The organism is Paractinoplanes hotanensis (assembly GCF_023717965.1).
GTDB lineage: Bacteria > Actinomycetota > Actinomycetes > Mycobacteriales > Micromonosporaceae > Actinoplanes > Actinoplanes polyasparticus.
The window spans coordinates 1-15,878 of record NZ_JAMQOL010000057.1; the positions used below are offsets into that span (position 1 = coordinate 1).

17 protein-coding genes and 1 pseudogene are annotated in these 15,878 nt (G+C 70.5%); 10 read left to right on the forward strand and 8 right to left on the reverse strand.

Features of this window, described 5'->3' with window-relative positions:
• Window positions 1–405: pseudogene (locus tag LXN57_RS37345) on the forward strand (hypothetical protein); the annotation flags it as partial.
• A gap of 962 nt (window positions 406–1,367) precedes the next feature.
• Complete coding sequence (gene bioD, locus LXN57_RS37355; RefSeq protein ID WP_251802980.1) at window positions 1,368–2,144, forward strand: dethiobiotin synthase; 777 nt, start codon at window positions 1,368–1,370, stop codon at window positions 2,142–2,144.
• Window positions 2,145–2,177: 33 nt separating this feature from the next.
• Here the strand turns inward: bioD and LXN57_RS37360 are convergent, their stop codons facing one another.
• The gene (locus LXN57_RS37360) at window positions 2,178–3,068 is read right to left on the reverse strand and encodes a helix-turn-helix domain-containing protein (protein ID WP_251802943.1); all 891 of its coding nucleotides are present in this window, start codon (window positions 3,066–3,068) and stop codon (window positions 2,178–2,180) included.
• A 664-nt stretch (window positions 3,069–3,732) separates the two neighbouring features.
• Between LXN57_RS37360 and LXN57_RS37365 the strand changes: the two genes are divergently transcribed.
• Window positions 3,733–3,888 carry a hypothetical protein gene (locus LXN57_RS37365; RefSeq protein ID WP_251802944.1) on the forward strand — a complete coding sequence of 52 codons (156 nt, stop codon included), beginning with the start codon at window positions 3,733–3,735 and terminating at the stop codon, window positions 3,886–3,888.
• A 27-nt stretch (window positions 3,889–3,915) separates the two neighbouring features.
• Here the strand turns inward: LXN57_RS37365 and LXN57_RS37370 are convergent, their stop codons facing one another.
• Both LXN57_RS37370 and LXN57_RS37375 read right to left on the reverse strand, forming a co-directional pair.
• Complete coding sequence (locus tag LXN57_RS37370) at window positions 3,916–6,141, reverse strand: glycoside hydrolase family 65 protein (RefSeq protein WP_251802945.1); 2,226 nt, start codon at window positions 6,139–6,141, stop codon at window positions 3,916–3,918.
• Window positions 6,134–6,970 carry a PfkB family carbohydrate kinase gene (locus tag LXN57_RS37375; protein ID WP_251802946.1) on the reverse strand — a complete coding sequence of 279 codons (837 nt, stop codon included), beginning with the start codon at window positions 6,968–6,970 and terminating at the stop codon, window positions 6,134–6,136. Before LXN57_RS37375 ends, LXN57_RS37370 begins: the two co-directional genes overlap by 8 nt.
• A 153-nt stretch (window positions 6,971–7,123) precedes the next feature.
• Here LXN57_RS37375 and LXN57_RS37380 point away from each other — a divergent pair, with 153 nt between their 5' ends.
• The 3 genes from LXN57_RS37380 to LXN57_RS37390 all read left to right on the forward strand — a co-directional run bounded on the left by LXN57_RS37380 (window position 7,124) and on the right by LXN57_RS37390 (window position 9,076).
• On the forward strand, window positions 7,124–7,702 hold the full coding sequence (locus LXN57_RS37380) for a GAF domain-containing protein (protein ID WP_251802947.1): 579 nt from the start codon (window positions 7,124–7,126) through the stop codon (window positions 7,700–7,702).
• Window positions 7,703–7,736: 34 nt separating this feature from the next.
• On the forward strand, window positions 7,737–8,645 hold the full coding sequence (locus LXN57_RS37385; protein WP_251802948.1) for a diacylglycerol/lipid kinase family protein: 909 nt from the start codon (window positions 7,737–7,739) through the stop codon (window positions 8,643–8,645).
• 206 nt (window positions 8,646–8,851) lie between these two features.
• Window positions 8,852–9,076, forward strand: a complete 225-nt coding sequence (locus tag LXN57_RS37390) for a hypothetical protein (protein WP_251802949.1) — start codon at window positions 8,852–8,854, stop codon at window positions 9,074–9,076.
• Window positions 9,077–9,088: 12 nt separating this feature from the next.
• On the opposite strand, the gene LXN57_RS37395 is transcribed toward LXN57_RS37390, so the two are convergent.
• The 3 genes from LXN57_RS37395 to LXN57_RS37405 are packed head-to-tail and all read right to left on the reverse strand — an operon-like array spanning window position 9,089 to window position 11,429.
• Complete coding sequence (locus tag LXN57_RS37395; RefSeq protein WP_251802950.1) at window positions 9,089–9,757, reverse strand: glycosyltransferase family 2 protein; 669 nt, start codon at window positions 9,755–9,757, stop codon at window positions 9,089–9,091.
• Between the two features lie 8 nt (window positions 9,758–9,765).
• Window positions 9,766–10,344 carry a YdcF family protein gene (locus LXN57_RS37400; protein ID WP_251802951.1) on the reverse strand — a complete coding sequence of 193 codons (579 nt, stop codon included), beginning with the start codon at window positions 10,342–10,344 and terminating at the stop codon, window positions 9,766–9,768.
• The gene (locus LXN57_RS37405; RefSeq protein ID WP_251802952.1) at window positions 10,326–11,429 is read right to left on the reverse strand and encodes an MBL fold metallo-hydrolase; all 1,104 of its coding nucleotides are present in this window, start codon (window positions 11,427–11,429) and stop codon (window positions 10,326–10,328) included. Before LXN57_RS37405 ends, LXN57_RS37400 begins: the two co-directional genes overlap by 19 nt.
• Window positions 11,430–11,496: 67 nt before the next feature.
• Between LXN57_RS37405 and LXN57_RS37410 the strand changes: the two genes are divergently transcribed.
• Window positions 11,497–12,075 carry an LURP-one-related family protein gene (locus LXN57_RS37410; protein ID WP_251802953.1) on the forward strand — a complete coding sequence of 193 codons (579 nt, stop codon included), beginning with the start codon at window positions 11,497–11,499 and terminating at the stop codon, window positions 12,073–12,075.
• 10 nt (window positions 12,076–12,085) lie between these two features.
• Complete coding sequence (locus LXN57_RS37415; RefSeq protein ID WP_251802954.1) at window positions 12,086–13,531, forward strand: deoxyguanosinetriphosphate triphosphohydrolase family protein; 1,446 nt, start codon at window positions 12,086–12,088, stop codon at window positions 13,529–13,531.
• A gap of 299 nt (window positions 13,532–13,830) precedes the next feature.
• Here the strand turns inward: LXN57_RS37415 and LXN57_RS37420 are convergent, their stop codons facing one another.
• On the reverse strand, window positions 13,831–14,364 hold the full coding sequence (locus LXN57_RS37420) for a hypothetical protein (protein ID WP_251802955.1): 534 nt from the start codon (window positions 14,362–14,364) through the stop codon (window positions 13,831–13,833).
• Between the two features lie 94 nt (window positions 14,365–14,458).
• Window positions 14,459–14,923, reverse strand: a complete 465-nt coding sequence (locus tag LXN57_RS37425) for a hypothetical protein (RefSeq protein WP_251802956.1) — start codon at window positions 14,921–14,923, stop codon at window positions 14,459–14,461.
• A gap of 64 nt (window positions 14,924–14,987) precedes the next feature.
• On the opposite strand from LXN57_RS37425, the gene msrB reads away from it, so the two are divergent.
• A complete protein-coding gene (gene msrB / locus LXN57_RS37430; protein ID WP_221378795.1) occupies window positions 14,988–15,398 on the forward strand; it encodes a peptide-methionine (R)-S-oxide reductase MsrB in 411 nt (136 codons plus the stop codon).
• Between the two features lie 248 nt (window positions 15,399–15,646).
• The gene (locus tag LXN57_RS37435; protein WP_251802957.1) at window positions 15,647–15,841 is read left to right on the forward strand and encodes a hypothetical protein; all 195 of its coding nucleotides are present in this window, start codon (window positions 15,647–15,649) and stop codon (window positions 15,839–15,841) included.
• The last annotated feature ends 37 nt before the right edge of the window (window positions 15,842–15,878 follow it).

Below are 15,878 nucleotides of genomic sequence, written 5' to 3' on the forward strand. Positions count from 1 at the left end.
AGGCCCGAGCCCCCCGTTGCCGCCGCCGACCCGGGTGCTCCCCATGCTGCCGCCGGGCCTGACGCCGCCGTCGCCGACGGCCCGAAAACCGTCGTCACCACGGTCTCCGTTGCCGGCGCCGGTCCCGAGACTCTGGTAACCACCGCCGGTCACGACAACTCAGTCGCCACCGCCGGTCCGGAGGTTCCCGTTCCCCCTGCCGGTGTGCTTTCGGTGCTGGCCCCCGGCCCCGAGGCGGCCTTGGCCTGGGCCGACGACTGCCGCGACCGCGGCGTGGCTGTGGGTTGCTTCCGCCCGCCGTCCACCCCCGACGGCAGCTCCCGCCTGCGCCTGACCCTGAACGCGGGAATCTCCGAGCCCGACTTCGCCCGCGCCCTGGATGTCATCGTGGAGTGCGCCCCGTGACCCGCCCCACCCCCCGAGAGGCGGCCTCCCCCGACCTCCACGAGATCCTGGCCCGTCTCCCCCGGGCAACAGCCGTCTTCAAGGCCGGATCCGGATCCTTCACGCCCACCGCCCCCGACGCCGAGACAATCCTCACCCCGATCGGCTTGGAGTCGCTGCCGACACCGGCCGAGCCTGCACTGCTGCCCGCCGAGCCCGCCCTCGGCGACGCCGGCGCCATCCAGCCCATCCTCGGCAATGCAGGCGCCCAGGGCAGCCAGCCCGCCCACGGCAACGCCGGCACCCAGGGCAGCCAGCCCGCCCACGGCAACGCCGGCGCCTACTCCGGCGGCGACCTCGACACCGACACACCCCACCGCGCCCTCGCCGCAGCTGAGGGTGTCGCCGCTTCCAACCCGCCACGTCCCATGGCCGGGTCCAGCGCCGCCCCGGCCACGGTCGCGCCCAACGCGGTTGTCCCCGTAACCGCTACCAACGACCTCACAGCCGCCACCATCGGCGCAATCGAATCGGCCGCTGTCAACGCCACGGGCGACGCCGCCGCTGGTGCCATCGGTCCTGCCGCCACAGCGCCTCCGGTCGAGCCCGAGCAGATCCCCCCGGCCGAGACTCCGCCGGGTGTCGCGCCGGCCTCGCCGACGCCGCTTCCGCCGGCCACTCCGACACCCGAGCACCCCCAGCCGGATTCGCCGGTGCCTGTTTCTCCGGCGCCCGGCCACCCGGTGCCGGATTCGCCCGAGCCTGTTTCTCCCGCTCCCGGCCACCCGGTGCCGGATTCGCCCGTGCCCGTTTCTCCCGCTCCCGGCCACCCGGTGCCGGAAGTGCCGGTGCCCGTTTCGCCCGCCCCCGGCCACCCCGTGCCGGAAGCGCCGGGGCCGGTCTCGCCCGCTCCCGGCGGCACGGGCTCGGGACTCGACGATCTGCCGAGTGCCGAGTCGATCAGCGCGGAGGTCTCAGCCGAGCTGTCCGCGCAGGCCAAGCCGGCCCCACGGCGCCCCGAGGCCGGCGAGTGGCGCGGGATCGTCCTGGTGACGGGCACCGACACCGAGGTCGGCAAGACGATCGTCACCGCCGCCGTGGCCGCCGCGGCCCAGGCGGCGGGGCTTCGCGTCGCGGTCGTCAAGCCCGGCCAGACCGGCATCGCCAACGGCGAACCGACCGACATCGAGGTCATCACCCGCCTGGCCGCGCCCGACACCACACGCACGCTCGCCGAATATCCCGACCCGCTGGCGCCGTTGAGCGCAGCCACCGTGGCTTCCCTGCCACCGCTAGAGCTGTACGAGGTCGTCGACGCCATCCGGGCCGAGGCCGACAAGCACGACCTGGTGCTGGTCGAAGGGGCCGGCGGCCTGCTGGTCCCGATGGGCGTCCGTCCCTCGGGCGAATCGTGGACGGTCGCCGACCTGGCCACCACTCTGGGCATCAGCACGATCGTGGTGGCCCGGGCCGGCCTGGGCACCCTCAACCACACGGCGCTCACCTTGGAGGCCCTGTCCCGCCGAGGCGTGCCGGCCGGCGTGGTCATCGGCGCCTGGCCCCACGATCCCGAGCTGGTCCACTGGGCCAACCTGAGCGAGCTGGTCCCGCACCTGATCGGCGCTCTTCCCTCGGGCGCGGGCCACATGGACCCCGGCGTCTTCCGGCGCTCGGCCCCCGGCTGGCTGACCCCTTCGCTGTACGGCGTCCTCGACAACTGGCGGGTCTGGGCCGAGGAGTTCGGCGACGGCCACCACTGACGGCTTCCGCCTGGTCGAGTCAGCGCCCGATGCTCATCGGGGAGGCCTCTGCGGGTCTCGGAGGAGCCTGATGTAGTTCGCCTCGTACTCGTCGAGCAGCGGAACTACGTCCGTCGACTGCTTCTCCAACGCGTCGAAGATCCGACGGTAACTTTCCACGTCTTTGTGACTACGCGAGAGAAGCCCCGTGTTGTACAGGTCGACGATCACCAGATCATCGTCGTACAGAAAGAACCCGTGCAGCAGCGGGACTTCAATCAGCGCATCGTCAGGGATCACTGTCACGCGCAGGTTTTCGGTTTGGGTGATCACGGCCCGCAGGTGGGCGATCTGAGCCAGCATCTCGACGGGCGGAAAGAGCCTGTGCTTCAAGGTGGCCTCGCCCAGGACGAACTGGAACGTCTTCGACGAGTCCCCGAGCACCTCTTGCCTGGTGACGCGGGCTGAGACGGCGGCCAGCAGACCGGACTCAGTAAGATCGGATGCCATCATGGGAGCGATGCGGCGCATCGTTTGCAGCACCAGCTTCGCGTAGCCGCTCGTCTGCAACGGTCCAGGAATCAACGCCGGCTCGAATGCCCGAATCGACGTCGCGGAGGATTCCCAGTCGTGCAACGTCTTCTGCAGGGCCGCGAGACCGATCGAGGCCGGTCGCCAGTCGGTCATCCGGTCGTGCGACCGTTCGGCCCGGTCCATGAGGTCCCGGGCCAGGCTGTCGTCCGCCCCGAGTGCGCGTGCGATGGCGCCCACGTCCTCCGGGTCGGCTAGGCCCTTGCCCCGTTCGATTCGGGAAATCTTGGGTTGGCTCATGCCCACCATCGCGGCGAGCCTGGCCCCCGTCAGCCGCTTCGCACGCCGCATCCGCGACAAGACGAGCCCGACCGGCTCGTCCTCGCGGCGGGGAGCGCCGGAACTCGCCGCCATTCCAGCACCCCCGCCATGATGTGACCTCGGTTGGTTCAGGAGAGATTACGAGCCGCTTCAAGCAACAGGTCCACGGGAATCCTCACGAGCGCTTCCCCCGCCGGTACGTCGACGCCCGCGTCCGCAGTTGACAGCGTGTAACCCTGCACCACGACCGTGCCTTCCGAGCCAGAGGCCGTGTACACCGTGGGGCATTGACCGCTGGTGCATCGGTTGGCCACGGCCGTCAGCGACCCGAGAGACGACCCACCGTGCGGCTGAAAAGTGCCGCTGTCGGCCTGCGAGAATCCAGTATTCACCGGGAACCACCGTATTCATTCGAGAGACTAGTTGCGAGAGATTAGCCAGGATGACCGGGAGCAGTCACCGCAGGGTCCGGTCCACGTATGCCACCCGGCATTCTGCATGCTATCAAGTAGCTACGTGGCATGGGCGAACCTTCGCCGGAGCCGGGCCGGAAGGGTCCCGGAAATCCAGATCCTTTGACACAGACTGAATACACGTGGAAAATTCACGGTTCGTGAATAACACTCAGGGTAGTCATCTAGACACTCTGGCGGTTAACATGATCCGTAGATCGGCACAGTCCGCGACTCGCGCGTCGGAGCGACCATCCGTCGCTCCGCACCACCCACAGCGGCCGCGCGGAACGCGGGTTCTACTCATGGTGATCGCTGCCCTGGTTGTCAGCGGTCTCGCGGGTCTTCTGTCGGACGCTGCGGGGAACAATGTCCCGACGTCGATTCTGACAGCGGGTGGGGCGTTCGGCGCAGCCCTCGGATTGTTCGTCGCCATGGCGCACTACGCCGACATCGAGTGATCCCCGCGTATCGCCAACGAACCCTGGCTACTGTTCGCCCTGACCTTCAGCCCAGATCGCATGGCGGCGGGGCGGACGCGGGGAGGGCGGCGCGGGAAGGTCCTCGAGCTGGTCGATCGCGAACTTCAGCTCTTCTCCCGCGCGCACCTCGACCTCCCGGCCCTCGTGGCGAAATGTGACGTCGCCGTCGGAGGTGTAGGTGACCGAGTCGCGGGTGACCGTGACGCACATCGAGGCGCCCCGCCAGTGCAGGTGGAACGCCAGCCGCTTCAGGTCGGGGGGCAGGCGCGGGCCGAAGGACAGCTCGCCGCCGTGGTCGCGCAGGCCGCCGAAGCCCATGACCAGCGCTATCCAGGCTCCGGCGCAGGCCGCGATGTGCAGGCCGTCGCCGCCCGACTCGCCGCCGCCGCGCAGGTCGAGCAGCGCCGCCTCGGCCAGGTAGTCGTGGGCCAGGCGCAGATGTCCCAGTTCGGCGGCCAGCACCGCCTGGATCGGGGCCGACAGGGAGGAATCCCGGACGGTCCGGGCCTCGTAGTAGGCGAAGTTGCGCCGCTTCTCGTCGAGCGTGAACGCGTCCGGGCGCACCATCATGGCCAGCACCAGGTCGGCCTGCTTGACCACCTGTTTGCGGTACAGGTTGAGGTAGTGGTGGCTCAGCATCAGCGGGTAGTCGTGGTCGGTGAAGTCCCACTCGGGCAGCCGGGTGAAGCCGGCCGCCTGCTCGTGCACCTCGCGGCCCTCGGCGTACGGAATGCTCAGGCAGTCGGCCAGGCGGGGCTCGATCCCGGCCGCGCGCAGATTCTGCTGGGCCATCAGGTTCGTGTAGATGTTGTCGTCCATCAGCGCCGTGTACTCGTCGGGGCCGGTCACGCCCGCGATGTGGGCCACGCCCCGGTCGTCGAAGTAGGCCACCGACGTCCACAGCTTCGCCGTCTCGGCCAGCAGTTCGTGGCCGGCCTCGCGCATGAACTCGTCGTCGCCGGTGGCCGCGTGGTAGCGCAGCACGGCGTCGGCGATGTCCGCGTTGACGTGCAGGGCAGCGGTGCCCGCGGGCCAGTAGCCGGAGCACTCCGGCCCGCCGATCGTGCGCCAGGGGAAGGCCGCGCCGTCGAGGCCCAGTTCACGGGCGCGGTCACGGGCGCGGCCGAGCGTGTTGTGCCGCCACTTCAGCGCGGGGCCGACACAGCCGGGATGGGTATAGGTCAACGTCCTCAGCACGTACGCCTCGGTGTCCCAGAGCGTGTGGCCGTCGTACCCGTTGCCGGTCAGCCCCTTGGCCGGGATCGGATGCAGGCCGGCCTGCGCGCCCGCCTGCAACACGTGGAACAGTCCGAAGCGGACCGCCTGCTGGATGTCCGGGTCGCCGTCCACTTCGACGTCCGCCCCGGCCCAGAAGTCGTCGAGGTAGTCGCGCTGCTCGGCCGCCAGCGTGTCGAAGCCGTCCCGGGCGGCGGCGTCACGGTCGGCCACCACCTGGTCGTCGGCCGGCCAGTGGTAGGACAGGAACTTCTCGAAGGTGATCTCGCCGCGGCCGGTGGCGGTCCAGCGGATCAGCTCGGGTGTGGACGAGACGGTGCCCTCGGCGCCGGTGTGGGCGACCGCGGCCACCACCGAGAGTTCGCTGCGGCGGGTGCGGCACACGAGCTTGTCGTCGTCGTGCGCGACCGGCTCGAACGGGTCCGGCAATACTGCGCTGGTCCGCGGGTCGTCCTCGCGCGGCGACGGCAGCTCCTCGTCGACGACCAGGTCGGATTCGACGCGCAGCTCCGCCTCGGCCCGCACCGAGTAGCGCAGGGCCGCGACCGACGGCCGTACGAAGGAAACCAGCCTTTCCGTACGCAGCGACACCACCACCCCGCCCGGCGAGACCCACTCGACCTCGCGGGTGAGCGTGCCCGCCCGCAGGTCGAGCACCCGCTCGTGCCGGCGCACCTCGCCCGTACGCAGGTCGAACCTCTCGCCGTCGACGAAGAGCGAGATCCGCTTGCCGTTGGGCCCGTTCACGACGGTCTGTGTGCGTTCCGGGAACCCGTACCCCTCTTCGGGATAGTGCAGGTCGCGCTCCTCGAACAGCGAGTTGAGGAACGTGCCCGGCATCCCACCGAGGTGCGGCTCCTCGAGGTTGCCGCGCAGCCCGACATGGCCGTTGGCCAGCGCGAAGATCGACTCTCCCTGGAGCAGCGCGCCGTCCTGTTCGTCGGGCGTGCCGACCTCCCGGACGAGCCACGGCTCGGCCGGCGCGATCTCAGACATCGCGCAGCTCCGGACGTCCGCTCACGTGCGTGACGGTGGCGGCCGAGGCGGCCGTCGCCCGTTGCGCGGCCTCTTCGTACGAGGCCCCGGCCAGCAACGCCGCGGTCAGGGCGGCCACGAACGCGTCCCCGCCGCCGGTGGTGTCGACCACCTCGGCGTCGTCCAGAGGGATCGTGACCCGTCCGCCCCGCCACACGAACAGGTTGCCGTCCTTGCGGGCCAGGGCCAGCAGCTTCGGCCCGTGGTCGAGCACGTCCTCGTCGAGGCCGGCGGCTTCCGCCTCGTCGGCGCGCACCACATCGGCGTACACGAGAAGGCTCTTGTCCTTGATCTCGCCGTCGAGCACGACCAGCTTGCCGGCCTCGTGACCGATCCGGGCCGCGGCCAGCGTCGCCGCCTCGGGCTGCTGCAATTGCACGAGCACGGCGTCCGTCCCCTCGATGACCTGCCGGGCGCGCAGCACGTCGTCCTCGCCGAGCAGCACCGGCGGCGGCAGGTGTTCCACGTAGCGGTAGCGGCCGCCGGGCTCGAGGATCTCCACGATCAGGCCGGTCAGCGCGCCCGGGCGGCGAATCACCGAACGTACGTCGATGCCGTCCCGCCGGGCCTGGGCCAGCAGCACGTCGCCGATCATGTCGTCGCCCGCCACGGCGATCAGGGACGGTCGCACGCCGAGCTGAGCCAGCGCCACCGCCTGATTGGCGCCTTTGCCGCCGAGCTGCTCGTGGCGGCTGCCCGCGACGCCCGAACTTCCCGGCTCCGGTAGTTGATCAACGGTGAGGACGAGGTCACGAGCCAGTTGCCCGACGACGGCGGCGGTAGGGGTCACGAGTCAGCATGTACCCAGCGACTGACACTTTGTGCGACATTCACGCCTGAGGCTCGGCTGTGAGTGTAATTCGGCCATCGAGAGCATTGCCGGACACCGCGGACCTTCCTAGGCTCCTTGCACCATTGTCGAATGTGAGGGGGATCACCGGCCATGACCAACAGCAATCCCGTGTCGTCGAACGCGTACGAGTATCTGGACAACGTCGGTCCGGAGGAACAGGCGCGGCTCGAGGCGGTCCGCCGGTACCGGCTGGTCGATCAGCCGGTCGAGGACGCGTACGACCGGATCGCGTTCGTCGCCGGCGCCATCTTCAACACTCCGATCGCGACGGTCTCGCTCGTGGAGCAGGACAGGGTGTGGCTCGCCGCCTGTCAGGGCCTGGCCGGCGTTCGCGAGGTGGGCAAGGAGCCGGGGCTGTGCGCCTCGGTCATCGCCCAGGACGACGTCTACGTGATCAACAACGCGGCGGTCGACCCGCGCACGCTCGAACACCCGCTCGTCCGGGGCGAGCTGGGCCTGCGCTTCTATGCGGCGGCGCCGATCCGCACCCACGACGGCTACCGGCTGGGCACCGTCAACGTGATCGACAACAAGCCCCGCGAGACCACCGCCCGCCAGCTCCAGGCCCTGCAACACCTGGCCTCGATGGTCTCCGACGAGCTCGAGCTGCGCCTCATGGTGATCCGCAGCGCGGCCGCCGAGCAGCGTATGCGGGAAACGGTGAGCTGATTACCGTTCCGGCGATTCGGGTAGTGCGCAGCACATGCGAACCCCCCGCAGAATCGCTGTTGTCGCGCACCAGAAGAAGACGTTGGGCGGCGGCCTGGACGAATTGCGCCGCCGCCTGACCGACGCCGGGATCGACGACCTCGCCTGGTACGAGGTGCCGAAGAGCAAGAAGGCGCCCAAGGCGGTTCTCGCCGCGCTCAAGGACAAGCCGGACAGGCTGCTCGTCTGGGGCGGCGACGGCATGGTGCAGCGGTCGATCGACGTGGTCGCCCGCTCGGGCAAGAAGGTGCCGGTGGGAATCATTCCGGCCGGCACGGGTAACTTGCTGGCCACCAACCTGGGCATCCCGGCCGACCTCGAGGAATCGGTGGAGATCGCCCTGCACGGCGACGACCGGGCGATCGACCTGGGCAAGCTCGACGGCGAATACTTCGGCGTGATGGCCGGCATCGGCTTCGACGGCGCCATGATCAACGACGCCGACCGGAACCTCAAGGACCGGCTGGGCAAGCTCGCGTACGTGTGGGCTGGCCTGCGTCACGTCAACGGCGAACCGGCCACGGCGACCATCAAGATCGACGGCACGAAGTGGTTCCAGGACGAGGCGAGCTGCGTCCTGATCGGCAACGTCAGCAAGATCACCGGCGGCATCAAGGCCTTCGACGACGCCAAGCCGGACGACGGCTGGCTCGACGTCGGCGTGGCCACAGCGCAAGGCGCGATGCAGTGGGCGCGGGCGCTGGGTACGATGGCGGTCGGCCGCAGCGACAGCTCCCCGTTCGTCCGCACCACCCGGGCCCGCCGCATCGACGTGCACCTGGAGTCGAAGATGGAGTACGAGCTGGACGGCGGCGCCCGCACCAAGACCAAGTCGTTCTCGGCCAAGGTCGCGCCGGGCGCGGTGAAGATCTGCGTCCCACGCCAACCGTCCGCCGTGTCCTGACCGGCTCTTGCTGAAAGGCCCCGCTCCTCGCTTCCGGGGAGTGGGGCCTCAGCCCGGTCGACGGTCGGATAAGCGACAGGAGACTTCGTTCCGCTGAGCGCGCTCTACGTCCTTTACGACCGAATATCCCCTGGATTGCGATGCCCGGCCGACCGCACACTGGCGATCACTATCCGGCACCGCTACGTCTCTCCAGGGGGTACGCCATGACGTTCCACCCGAGTTCCGCAGTGAGCGTCGCCATCATGCTGATCGTGGCCGCCGTCGTCGTCGCCGGCTACCACTTGGGGCGCCGTCCGTCTGCCCGAGGCTCCGCCCCGGCCGCCCGGTCCGCGCGCCACAAGACCTGGGTTCCCGCTGCCGGGTTCCTGACCGTCCTCGTCCTCGTCCTCGCCGCCCTGTTCACGGCCGCGTTCAACGCGGCCACCTGAGCCACGAGAAGACTAGAGCGACAACCGGTCGACGATCGCGAACCGCAACAACGACCGGTAGACCCGCGCCGCGTCGCTCAGCGAGCCGAAATGCGACGAGGCGTTGCCGTCCAGATACGTCGTCGCGATCTCCACCTGCTCGATCCGGTGGCCCGCCCGCACCGCGGCCAGCAGCACGTTCATCTCGTACTCGAACCGCTCGCCGGGCACCTCGCACAGCCACTGGAGCATCGAGCCCGGATACCCGCGCAACCCGGTCTGGGTGTCCCGCACCCACCGCCCGGTGGCGGCCCGGAACAGCTCCCGCGTGACGGCGTTGCCCAGCCGGGACCGGGGCGGCATCCTCCGCACCCGTCGCACGCCCAGCACCACGTGGTCGTCGGAAGCCACCCGCGCCGCGACCCGCATGATGTCCTCGGCGCTGTGCTGCCCGTCGCCGTCCGCGCACACGACCGGCTCCCCGGGGTGTTCCGCCGCGATGTGCGCGAAGCCGGTGCGCAGCGCCGCTCCCTTGCCCCGGTTCACCGAGTGCCGCAACAGCGTGCATCCCGGCTCGTCGACCGGCGTCGAGCTGCCGTCGTCGACCAGGACGATCGGGCACGAAGGGTCGGCGGCACGCACGTCGGACACCAGACGGGACAACCCGTCGCCCGGCTGATAAACCGGCACAAGCAGAACCATGACCGGTGCTATACCCCGCGACGCAACATCGCCACCATGCGTCGCTCCCGGCGCAGCAGCACAGCCGGGTCCCGCACGCCGAAGAAGCAGACCCGGGACGCCGCACGCACCCCGTACTCGAAGACGCCACACCTGGGCAGGCCGGCCGCCGGCACATCGACCAGCGCGGCGCCCCGCAGCCCGAGCACCTTGCCGGCCAGGAACCGGGCCCGCGGCAGATGCCAGGCGTGCGTGACCAGCCCGAGCGGGCGCCCCGGACCGAGCCGGAGGCCGTCGAGCAGCCCGTCCGCCGCCACGTGCAGCAGGTTCTCGAGCGTGCTGCGCGACCGGCACTCGATCCGGACGACACCGGGGTCCAGCCCCAGCTCAACCGCGGTCGACCGCATCAGGTCGGCCTCGCGGCAGCCCGGCGGCGGCTCCACTGCGCCCGATCGAGCCTGCTCCCAGCCCCCGGAGAACACGACCCGTTCGACGTACGGATAGGAAACCGCGGCCCGCACCCGGGCCAGACTGCCGGCGGAGAGACCGGAGCCGTCCAGCCCGTTGCCGAGAACCAGCAGCGCGGCCGCTACGCGATCTGCTGCCACCAGCCGTCCACCGCGGGTGGGTTGTCGACGTCGACCCGCTCGCCCGGGCGCGGCACCGCGAGGCGGACGTCACGCGCCTTGGCCTCACGCCAGGTGCGGTCGGCCGGCTCGGGCCAGTCGTGCAGGGCCAGGTTGAACGTCGCCCAGTGGACCGGGATCATCAGCCCACCGCGTACGTCGACGTGGGTGGCCACGCCGTCCTCGGGGAACATGTGGATGTCGGGCCAGTTCTCGCTGTACGCCCCGATCTGCACCAGCGAGACGTCGAACGGGCCGTGCTGCCGGCCGATCTCGGCGAAGCCGGGGAAGTAGCCGGTGTCGCCCGAGTAGAAGACCTTGCGAGTCGGCCCGTTGATGACCCAGCTGGCCCAGAGCGTGCCGTCGCGGCCGAACCCGCGCCCGCTGAAGTGCCGGGCCGCGGTGGCCACGAACTCGAGGCCGGCCACGCGGTGGGTGTCGTTCCAGTCCAGCTCGACGATGCGGGTGGCCGGCACGCCCCAGCGCTCGAGGTGGGCGCCCACGCCCAGCGGCACCAGGAACGGGGCGGCCTGCAGGTCGACGAGGTTCTGGATGGTCTGCATGTCGAGGTGGTCGTAGTGGTCGTGCGAGATCAGCACGGCGTCGAGCGGCGGCAGGTCGCGCAGCGCGACGGGCGGCTCGTGCAGGCGCTTGGGGCCGGAGACCTGCGACGGCGAACAGCGCTCGCTCCACACCGGGTCGAGCAGGACGCGCTTGCCCTCGATCTCGACCAGCGCCGACGAGTGGCCGTACCAGGTGACGTGCAGGCCGTCGGCCGTTGCCCCGGGGTCGGGGGTGACCACCGGGATGGGCAGGCGCGGGTGGCGGCGCTCCCGGTCGCGCAGCGTCTCGGCGAAGATCCTCGGCATCGACGAGGCGGCGAGCATCGTGGCCGGGACCGTGTTGTGGAACTTGCCCTCGGCGAACTGGGGCGAGGCCTGCATGCGGGCCAGCCGCTCACCCTTGGCCCGGGCCCCCATCTGGCGCGGGATGTCCCGCGCGACCCACACCGCCGCCGCGCCCAGGGCCAGCGCGATCAATGATCCCGTACGTCCTCGCTTCGCCATCCGACCAGTCTGACGGGCCGGGCTGGGGTCCCGCCAGCGGATGCCAGGTGTGACACACTGCTCAGCCGTGACTGTCGACACCCTTCAGGCCCAGCAGCAGCTGATCATCCGTCAGCGCCTGCGGCTCATGGTCAACCAATACGAGATCCACGCCGTCACCCCGGACGGCCAGGAGGCCGGCATCCTCGCCTTCGCGCAGCAGAAGCGCATGGCGTTCAAGGAGCAGGTCACCCTCTACACCGACGACACCAAGCAGGTGCCGGTCTTCGGCTTCAAGGCCCGCCAGCGCATCGACCTCGGCGCCACCTACGACGTGACCGACGCCAACGGCGCCCCGATCGGCCTGTTCAAGAAGATCTTCAAGGAGTCGCTGATCCGCTCCACCTGGCGTCTGGAGCAGCCGGGCTTCGGCGAGATGGTCGGCCGCGAGACCAACCAGCTGGTCGCGATCCTGCGCCGCTTCGTCGAGTCGCTGTCGTGGCTGCCCTACCACTTCGACTTCGTGCTGGCCGACCGTCCGGTCTTCTCGGTCGTCAAGAAGTGGGGCCTGCGCGACCGCTACGTGGTCACGATCCACGACCCGCGCGTCGACCGTCGCCTGGTCGCGGCGATGTCCGTCGCGCTGGACGCCCTCCAGGCCCGGTAACCTTCCGGGGATGGACGATCCCCGGGCTCAGCGCCTCTTCGGCGACCGGCTGGTCGCCCCCGGCGACCTCGCCTCCAGCCCGTTCCGCGTCGACCGCGACCGCATCGTCGCGTCGCCGTTCTTCGCCCGGCTCGCCGGCGTCACCCAGGTCATCAGCCCCGGGGGCGCCGGTCTGCTGGTGCACAACCGCATGACCCACAGCCTCAAGGTCGCCCAGGTCGCCCGGGCCATCGCCGAGCGCGTCGACCCCGGCCTGGCCGACAAGCTCGGCGGCTGCGACCCCGACGTCGTCGAGGCGGCGTCCCTGGCCCACGACCTGGGCCACCCGCCGTTCGGCCACCTCGGCGAGCGGGTGCTCGACCGGGTCGCCCGCCAGCGGCTGAAGCTGCGCGACGGCTTCGAGGGCAACGCCCAGTCGTACCGCATAGTCACCAGCACCGAGAGCCGCGGCCAAGCCACGCTCGGGCTCAACCTGACCAACGCCGTGCGCGCCGCCATCCTGAAATACCCGTGGACCCGCCGCGACCCGCAGCGCTTCATGGATCCACCCCCGCGGGGCGCCGCGCCGCCGCCCGACGATCCCGACGGCGGTTCGCTGAAGTTCGGGGCCTACTCGACCGAGTCCGACGACATGCGTGCCGCCCGGGCGCCCTTCGCGGGCCGGGTCGCGGACTGGCAGCAGACCGTCGAGGCCTCGGTCATGGACACGGCCGACGACATCGCGTACGCCATCCACGACCTCGAGGACGTGCACCGGGTCGGCGTGCTCCAGCAGGGCGCCGTCGCCACCGAGCTGATGGCCTGGCAGCGCTGGGGCGCCCGGACGGATCTGACCCGGGCCGGCGGCGCCATCGAGTCACTGCGCCGCCAGCTGCACCGCAAGGACGGCTGGATGGCCGACGACGACGCCTTCGCGGCCGCCGTCGAGCTGGTGCGGGCCGAGCTGGTCGACGGCCTGCTGGCCCGCCCGTTCGACGGTTCGCTCGACGCCGAGTCCCAGGTGGCGGCGTTCTCGGCCACGTGGACCAGGCGGCTCGTCGAATCGGTCGAGACGATCGCCGACCCCGCCGTCCGCTCCGGCCACGTCCAGCTGGCCACGGCCCAGTGGCACGAGGTGCAGATCCTCAAGTTCGTGCAGAACCGGTTCGTGCTGGCCCGCCCCGATCTGGCCCTGCACCAACGCGGTCAGGGACGGTTGGTCGCCTCGCTGGTCGACGCGCTGATGGACTGGCTGGTCGATCCGGACGAGGAGGAGCGCATCCCGAGCCGCCTCCGCGATCTGGTCGAGCTGGCCGAGGCCGAGCTGCCGGCCGGGACGCCCGAACGCATCAACCGGGCGCGCGGCCGGGCCGTCGTCGACTTCGTGGCCGGCTTGACCGACAACCAGGCGGTGGGCCTCATGCAGGCGCTGTCCGGCAAGTCGCGCCAGCTCTGGACGGACGCGTTCGTACTTTAAGAGCGGGATGTCGTAGCGGGGTGGTGGGTACGGACCGTCACTCACGTCGAGGGCCCGGCCGCGCCGAGCAGGGCGCTGCGCGCCCAGAACGCTCGACACGACCGGGCGACCTGAGTGCGTGGTAACGCTCAAAACCACCAAGCCACCTGCCTGTGGACAACACGCTTGCCGTCCGGGAAGCGGCGTAGGGTGATCCCACCCTGAGGGCGGGGGAGGCGGTGGCTGGTTGGCGGCGATCTTGCCGATCTTCCGGCAGAAAAAAGGCCGCCCGGTCGGGCGGCCTTTTTCTCTGAAGTGCTTCAGGCGGTGCGGCGGCGACGGGTGTACCAGATCGACGCGGCGCCCGCGGCGACCAGCAGACCGCCGAGGGAGATGACGGTGCCCATCGGGGCGCCGGTCACCGGGAGGGCGCCGCCGGCGCTGACACCGCCGCCGGGGGGCGACGTGGCCGGGAGCGCGCCGGTCGGGGTGCTGGGCGTGACAGACGGCGTGACCGTGTCGACGCTGGCGGTGGGCGTCGGGCCGTAGCCGGGGTTGCCCCGGGTCGGGGTGTCGGTGTCCGGGGTGTCCGTGTCGTCGACGTCCGGGGTGCCGGCCGGGGTGACCGTGGCCGGGGTGGTCGCGGCCGGCGTTCCGTAGCCGCCCTGCCCGCGGGTCGGCGCCTCGTCGGTGGCGTCCGGCTCTTCGCCGTAACCGGTGGCGGCGACAACCGGGCGTGCGGCCTGGTCGATGGCGGCCTCGGAGGCCAGGGCCGGGGAGACACCCAGCGCGAGAGCGGCGGCGAGGCCGACGGCGGGCAGGCCGACGGCGACGATCCGGCTGATTGAACTCATGAGGAGTTTTCCATTCCTAGTGCGGCGTTCTCGGTCCGCAGGGGAGCTTAGCGGCAAATGCCCGATTTACCCATTATGAACCCTCGGCGGGTCATCATCCCGAAAGACCACCGAAACGGTGACTCCGCCACAGATGGGACAAAGCGAACATTTTCCCCTCGAACTTGGGGTCGGCGGCGAACAAACCTCCGCTGTACGGGGCCTGGAGCTGCACACTCGCGCCCGAGTCGAGATAGACCGACACCACCGTCCGGCCGCCCCGCCGCTCCGCCCGCAGATCGACGACCTCGTTCCAGGTCGCGATCCCGCCGTTGAAGACCGAGACCGTACGGATCCCCCGCGCGCTGATCTGCGTGCCGGTGAACCGCCCCATGAACACCCCGATCAGGCCCCCGGCTGCCGTCGGCCCGGCCAGCGCGGCGACCCACACGAGGCCGGGCGAGGTCAGCACCGCGGTGACGATCAACACCCCGATCGCCGCCAGGGAGCCGAGGTAGAGACCCCGTCCGAGGGCTTGTTGCCAGGTGGGGCGGAAGGTGGCCGCCGCTGCATCTTCCATGCCCGGGTTCAACGGAGACGCGGACCACTCCGCCCGCACTTTGAGTGCGACGTACTTTTGTTGTATGGCACAGAACGAGACCACCCTGCCCACCACCGAGGAGGAGTGGCGCGTGCGCCTCTCCCCCGACGAGTTCCGCGTCCTGCGCCAGGCCGGCACCGAGGCGCCCTGGTCCGGGGAGTACGTCGACACCAAGGCCGAGGGCATGTACGAGTGCCGCGCGTGCGGCGCCGCCCTCTATCCGAGCGACTACAAGTTCGACTCGCACTGCGGCTGGCCGTCGTTCGACGACGCCATCCCGGGCGCAGTCAAGGAGATCAACGATTTCTCCCACGGCATGGCCCGCACCGAGATCCGCTGCGCCCGCTGCGACTCCCACCTGGGCCACGTGTTCCGCGGCGAGCACATGACGGCGAAGAACACCCGCCACTGCGTCAACAGCCTCTCGATCAAGCTGGACCCGAAGACCGCCTGACGCCCGACCGCCACCGGCACCCCCAGAACGGTGCCGGTGCGCACCCCGAGCGCAGCCCGACCGCCACCGCCACCGGCACCGGCACCGGCACCCGAGCGCAGCGCCGGTGAGCACTCACAGCGCCCGTGCCGGTGCGCACCTCGAGCGCCGTGCCGTCCCGAGCAGAGACAGCCCGCCCGCGGCCTCGTGCGGATGCCGGTGCGCGGTTCCCAGTACGAGCGGCCACCGACAGGCTTAGCGTCGGTTCCATGGACTACCAGATTTCGGTCAAGTGCGAACAGCTCGCCGAGTGGTACGTGCGCGTCAAGGCCATCGCCGACGCCCATCACGGCCACGCCACCGGCGACCACCTGAAGGCCATCGCCGACGAGATCCACGACATGGTCCCCACAGAATGGTGGGCAAGCCAGCCACAGCCCCTGGACAACCGCGTCCGCAGTTGACCTTCAGAGCGCAACCACTCACGCACGTCGCCGTGGC

Bases quoted from the DNA above. Each gene is read 5' to 3' on its own strand.
- LXN57_RS37360 (WP_251802943.1), bottom strand. From the start codon at position 3,068: ATGGCGGCGAGTTCCGGCGCTCCCCGCCGCGAGGACGAGCCGGTCGGG.
- LXN57_RS37370 (WP_251802945.1), bottom strand. From the start codon at position 6,141: ATGTCTGAGATCGCGCCGGCCGAGCCGTGGCTCGTCCGGGAGGTCGGC.
- LXN57_RS37390 (WP_251802949.1), top strand. From the start codon at position 8,852: ATGACGTTCCACCCGAGTTCCGCAGTGAGCGTCGCCATCATGCTGATC.
- LXN57_RS37380 (WP_251802947.1), top strand. From the start codon at position 7,124: ATGACCAACAGCAATCCCGTGTCGTCGAACGCGTACGAGTATCTGGAC.
- msrB (WP_221378795.1), top strand. From the start codon at position 14,988: ATGGCACAGAACGAGACCACCCTGCCCACCACCGAGGAGGAGTGGCGC.
- LXN57_RS37385 (WP_251802948.1), top strand. From the start codon at position 7,737: ATGCGAACCCCCCGCAGAATCGCTGTTGTCGCGCACCAGAAGAAGACG.
- LXN57_RS37395 (WP_251802950.1), bottom strand. From the start codon at position 9,757: ATGGTTCTGCTTGTGCCGGTTTATCAGCCGGGCGACGGGTTGTCCCGT.
- LXN57_RS37365 (WP_251802944.1), top strand. From the start codon at position 3,733: ATGGTGATCGCTGCCCTGGTTGTCAGCGGTCTCGCGGGTCTTCTGTCG.
- LXN57_RS37405 (WP_251802952.1), bottom strand. From the start codon at position 11,429: ATGGCGAAGCGAGGACGTACGGGATCATTGATCGCGCTGGCCCTGGGC.
- LXN57_RS37415 (WP_251802954.1), top strand. From the start codon at position 12,086: ATGGACGATCCCCGGGCTCAGCGCCTCTTCGGCGACCGGCTGGTCGCC.
- LXN57_RS37435 (WP_251802957.1), top strand. From the start codon at position 15,647: ATGGACTACCAGATTTCGGTCAAGTGCGAACAGCTCGCCGAGTGGTAC.
- LXN57_RS37425 (WP_251802956.1), bottom strand. From the start codon at position 14,923: ATGGAAGATGCAGCGGCGGCCACCTTCCGCCCCACCTGGCAACAAGCC.
- LXN57_RS37420 (WP_251802955.1), bottom strand. From the start codon at position 14,364: ATGAGTTCAATCAGCCGGATCGTCGCCGTCGGCCTGCCCGCCGTCGGC.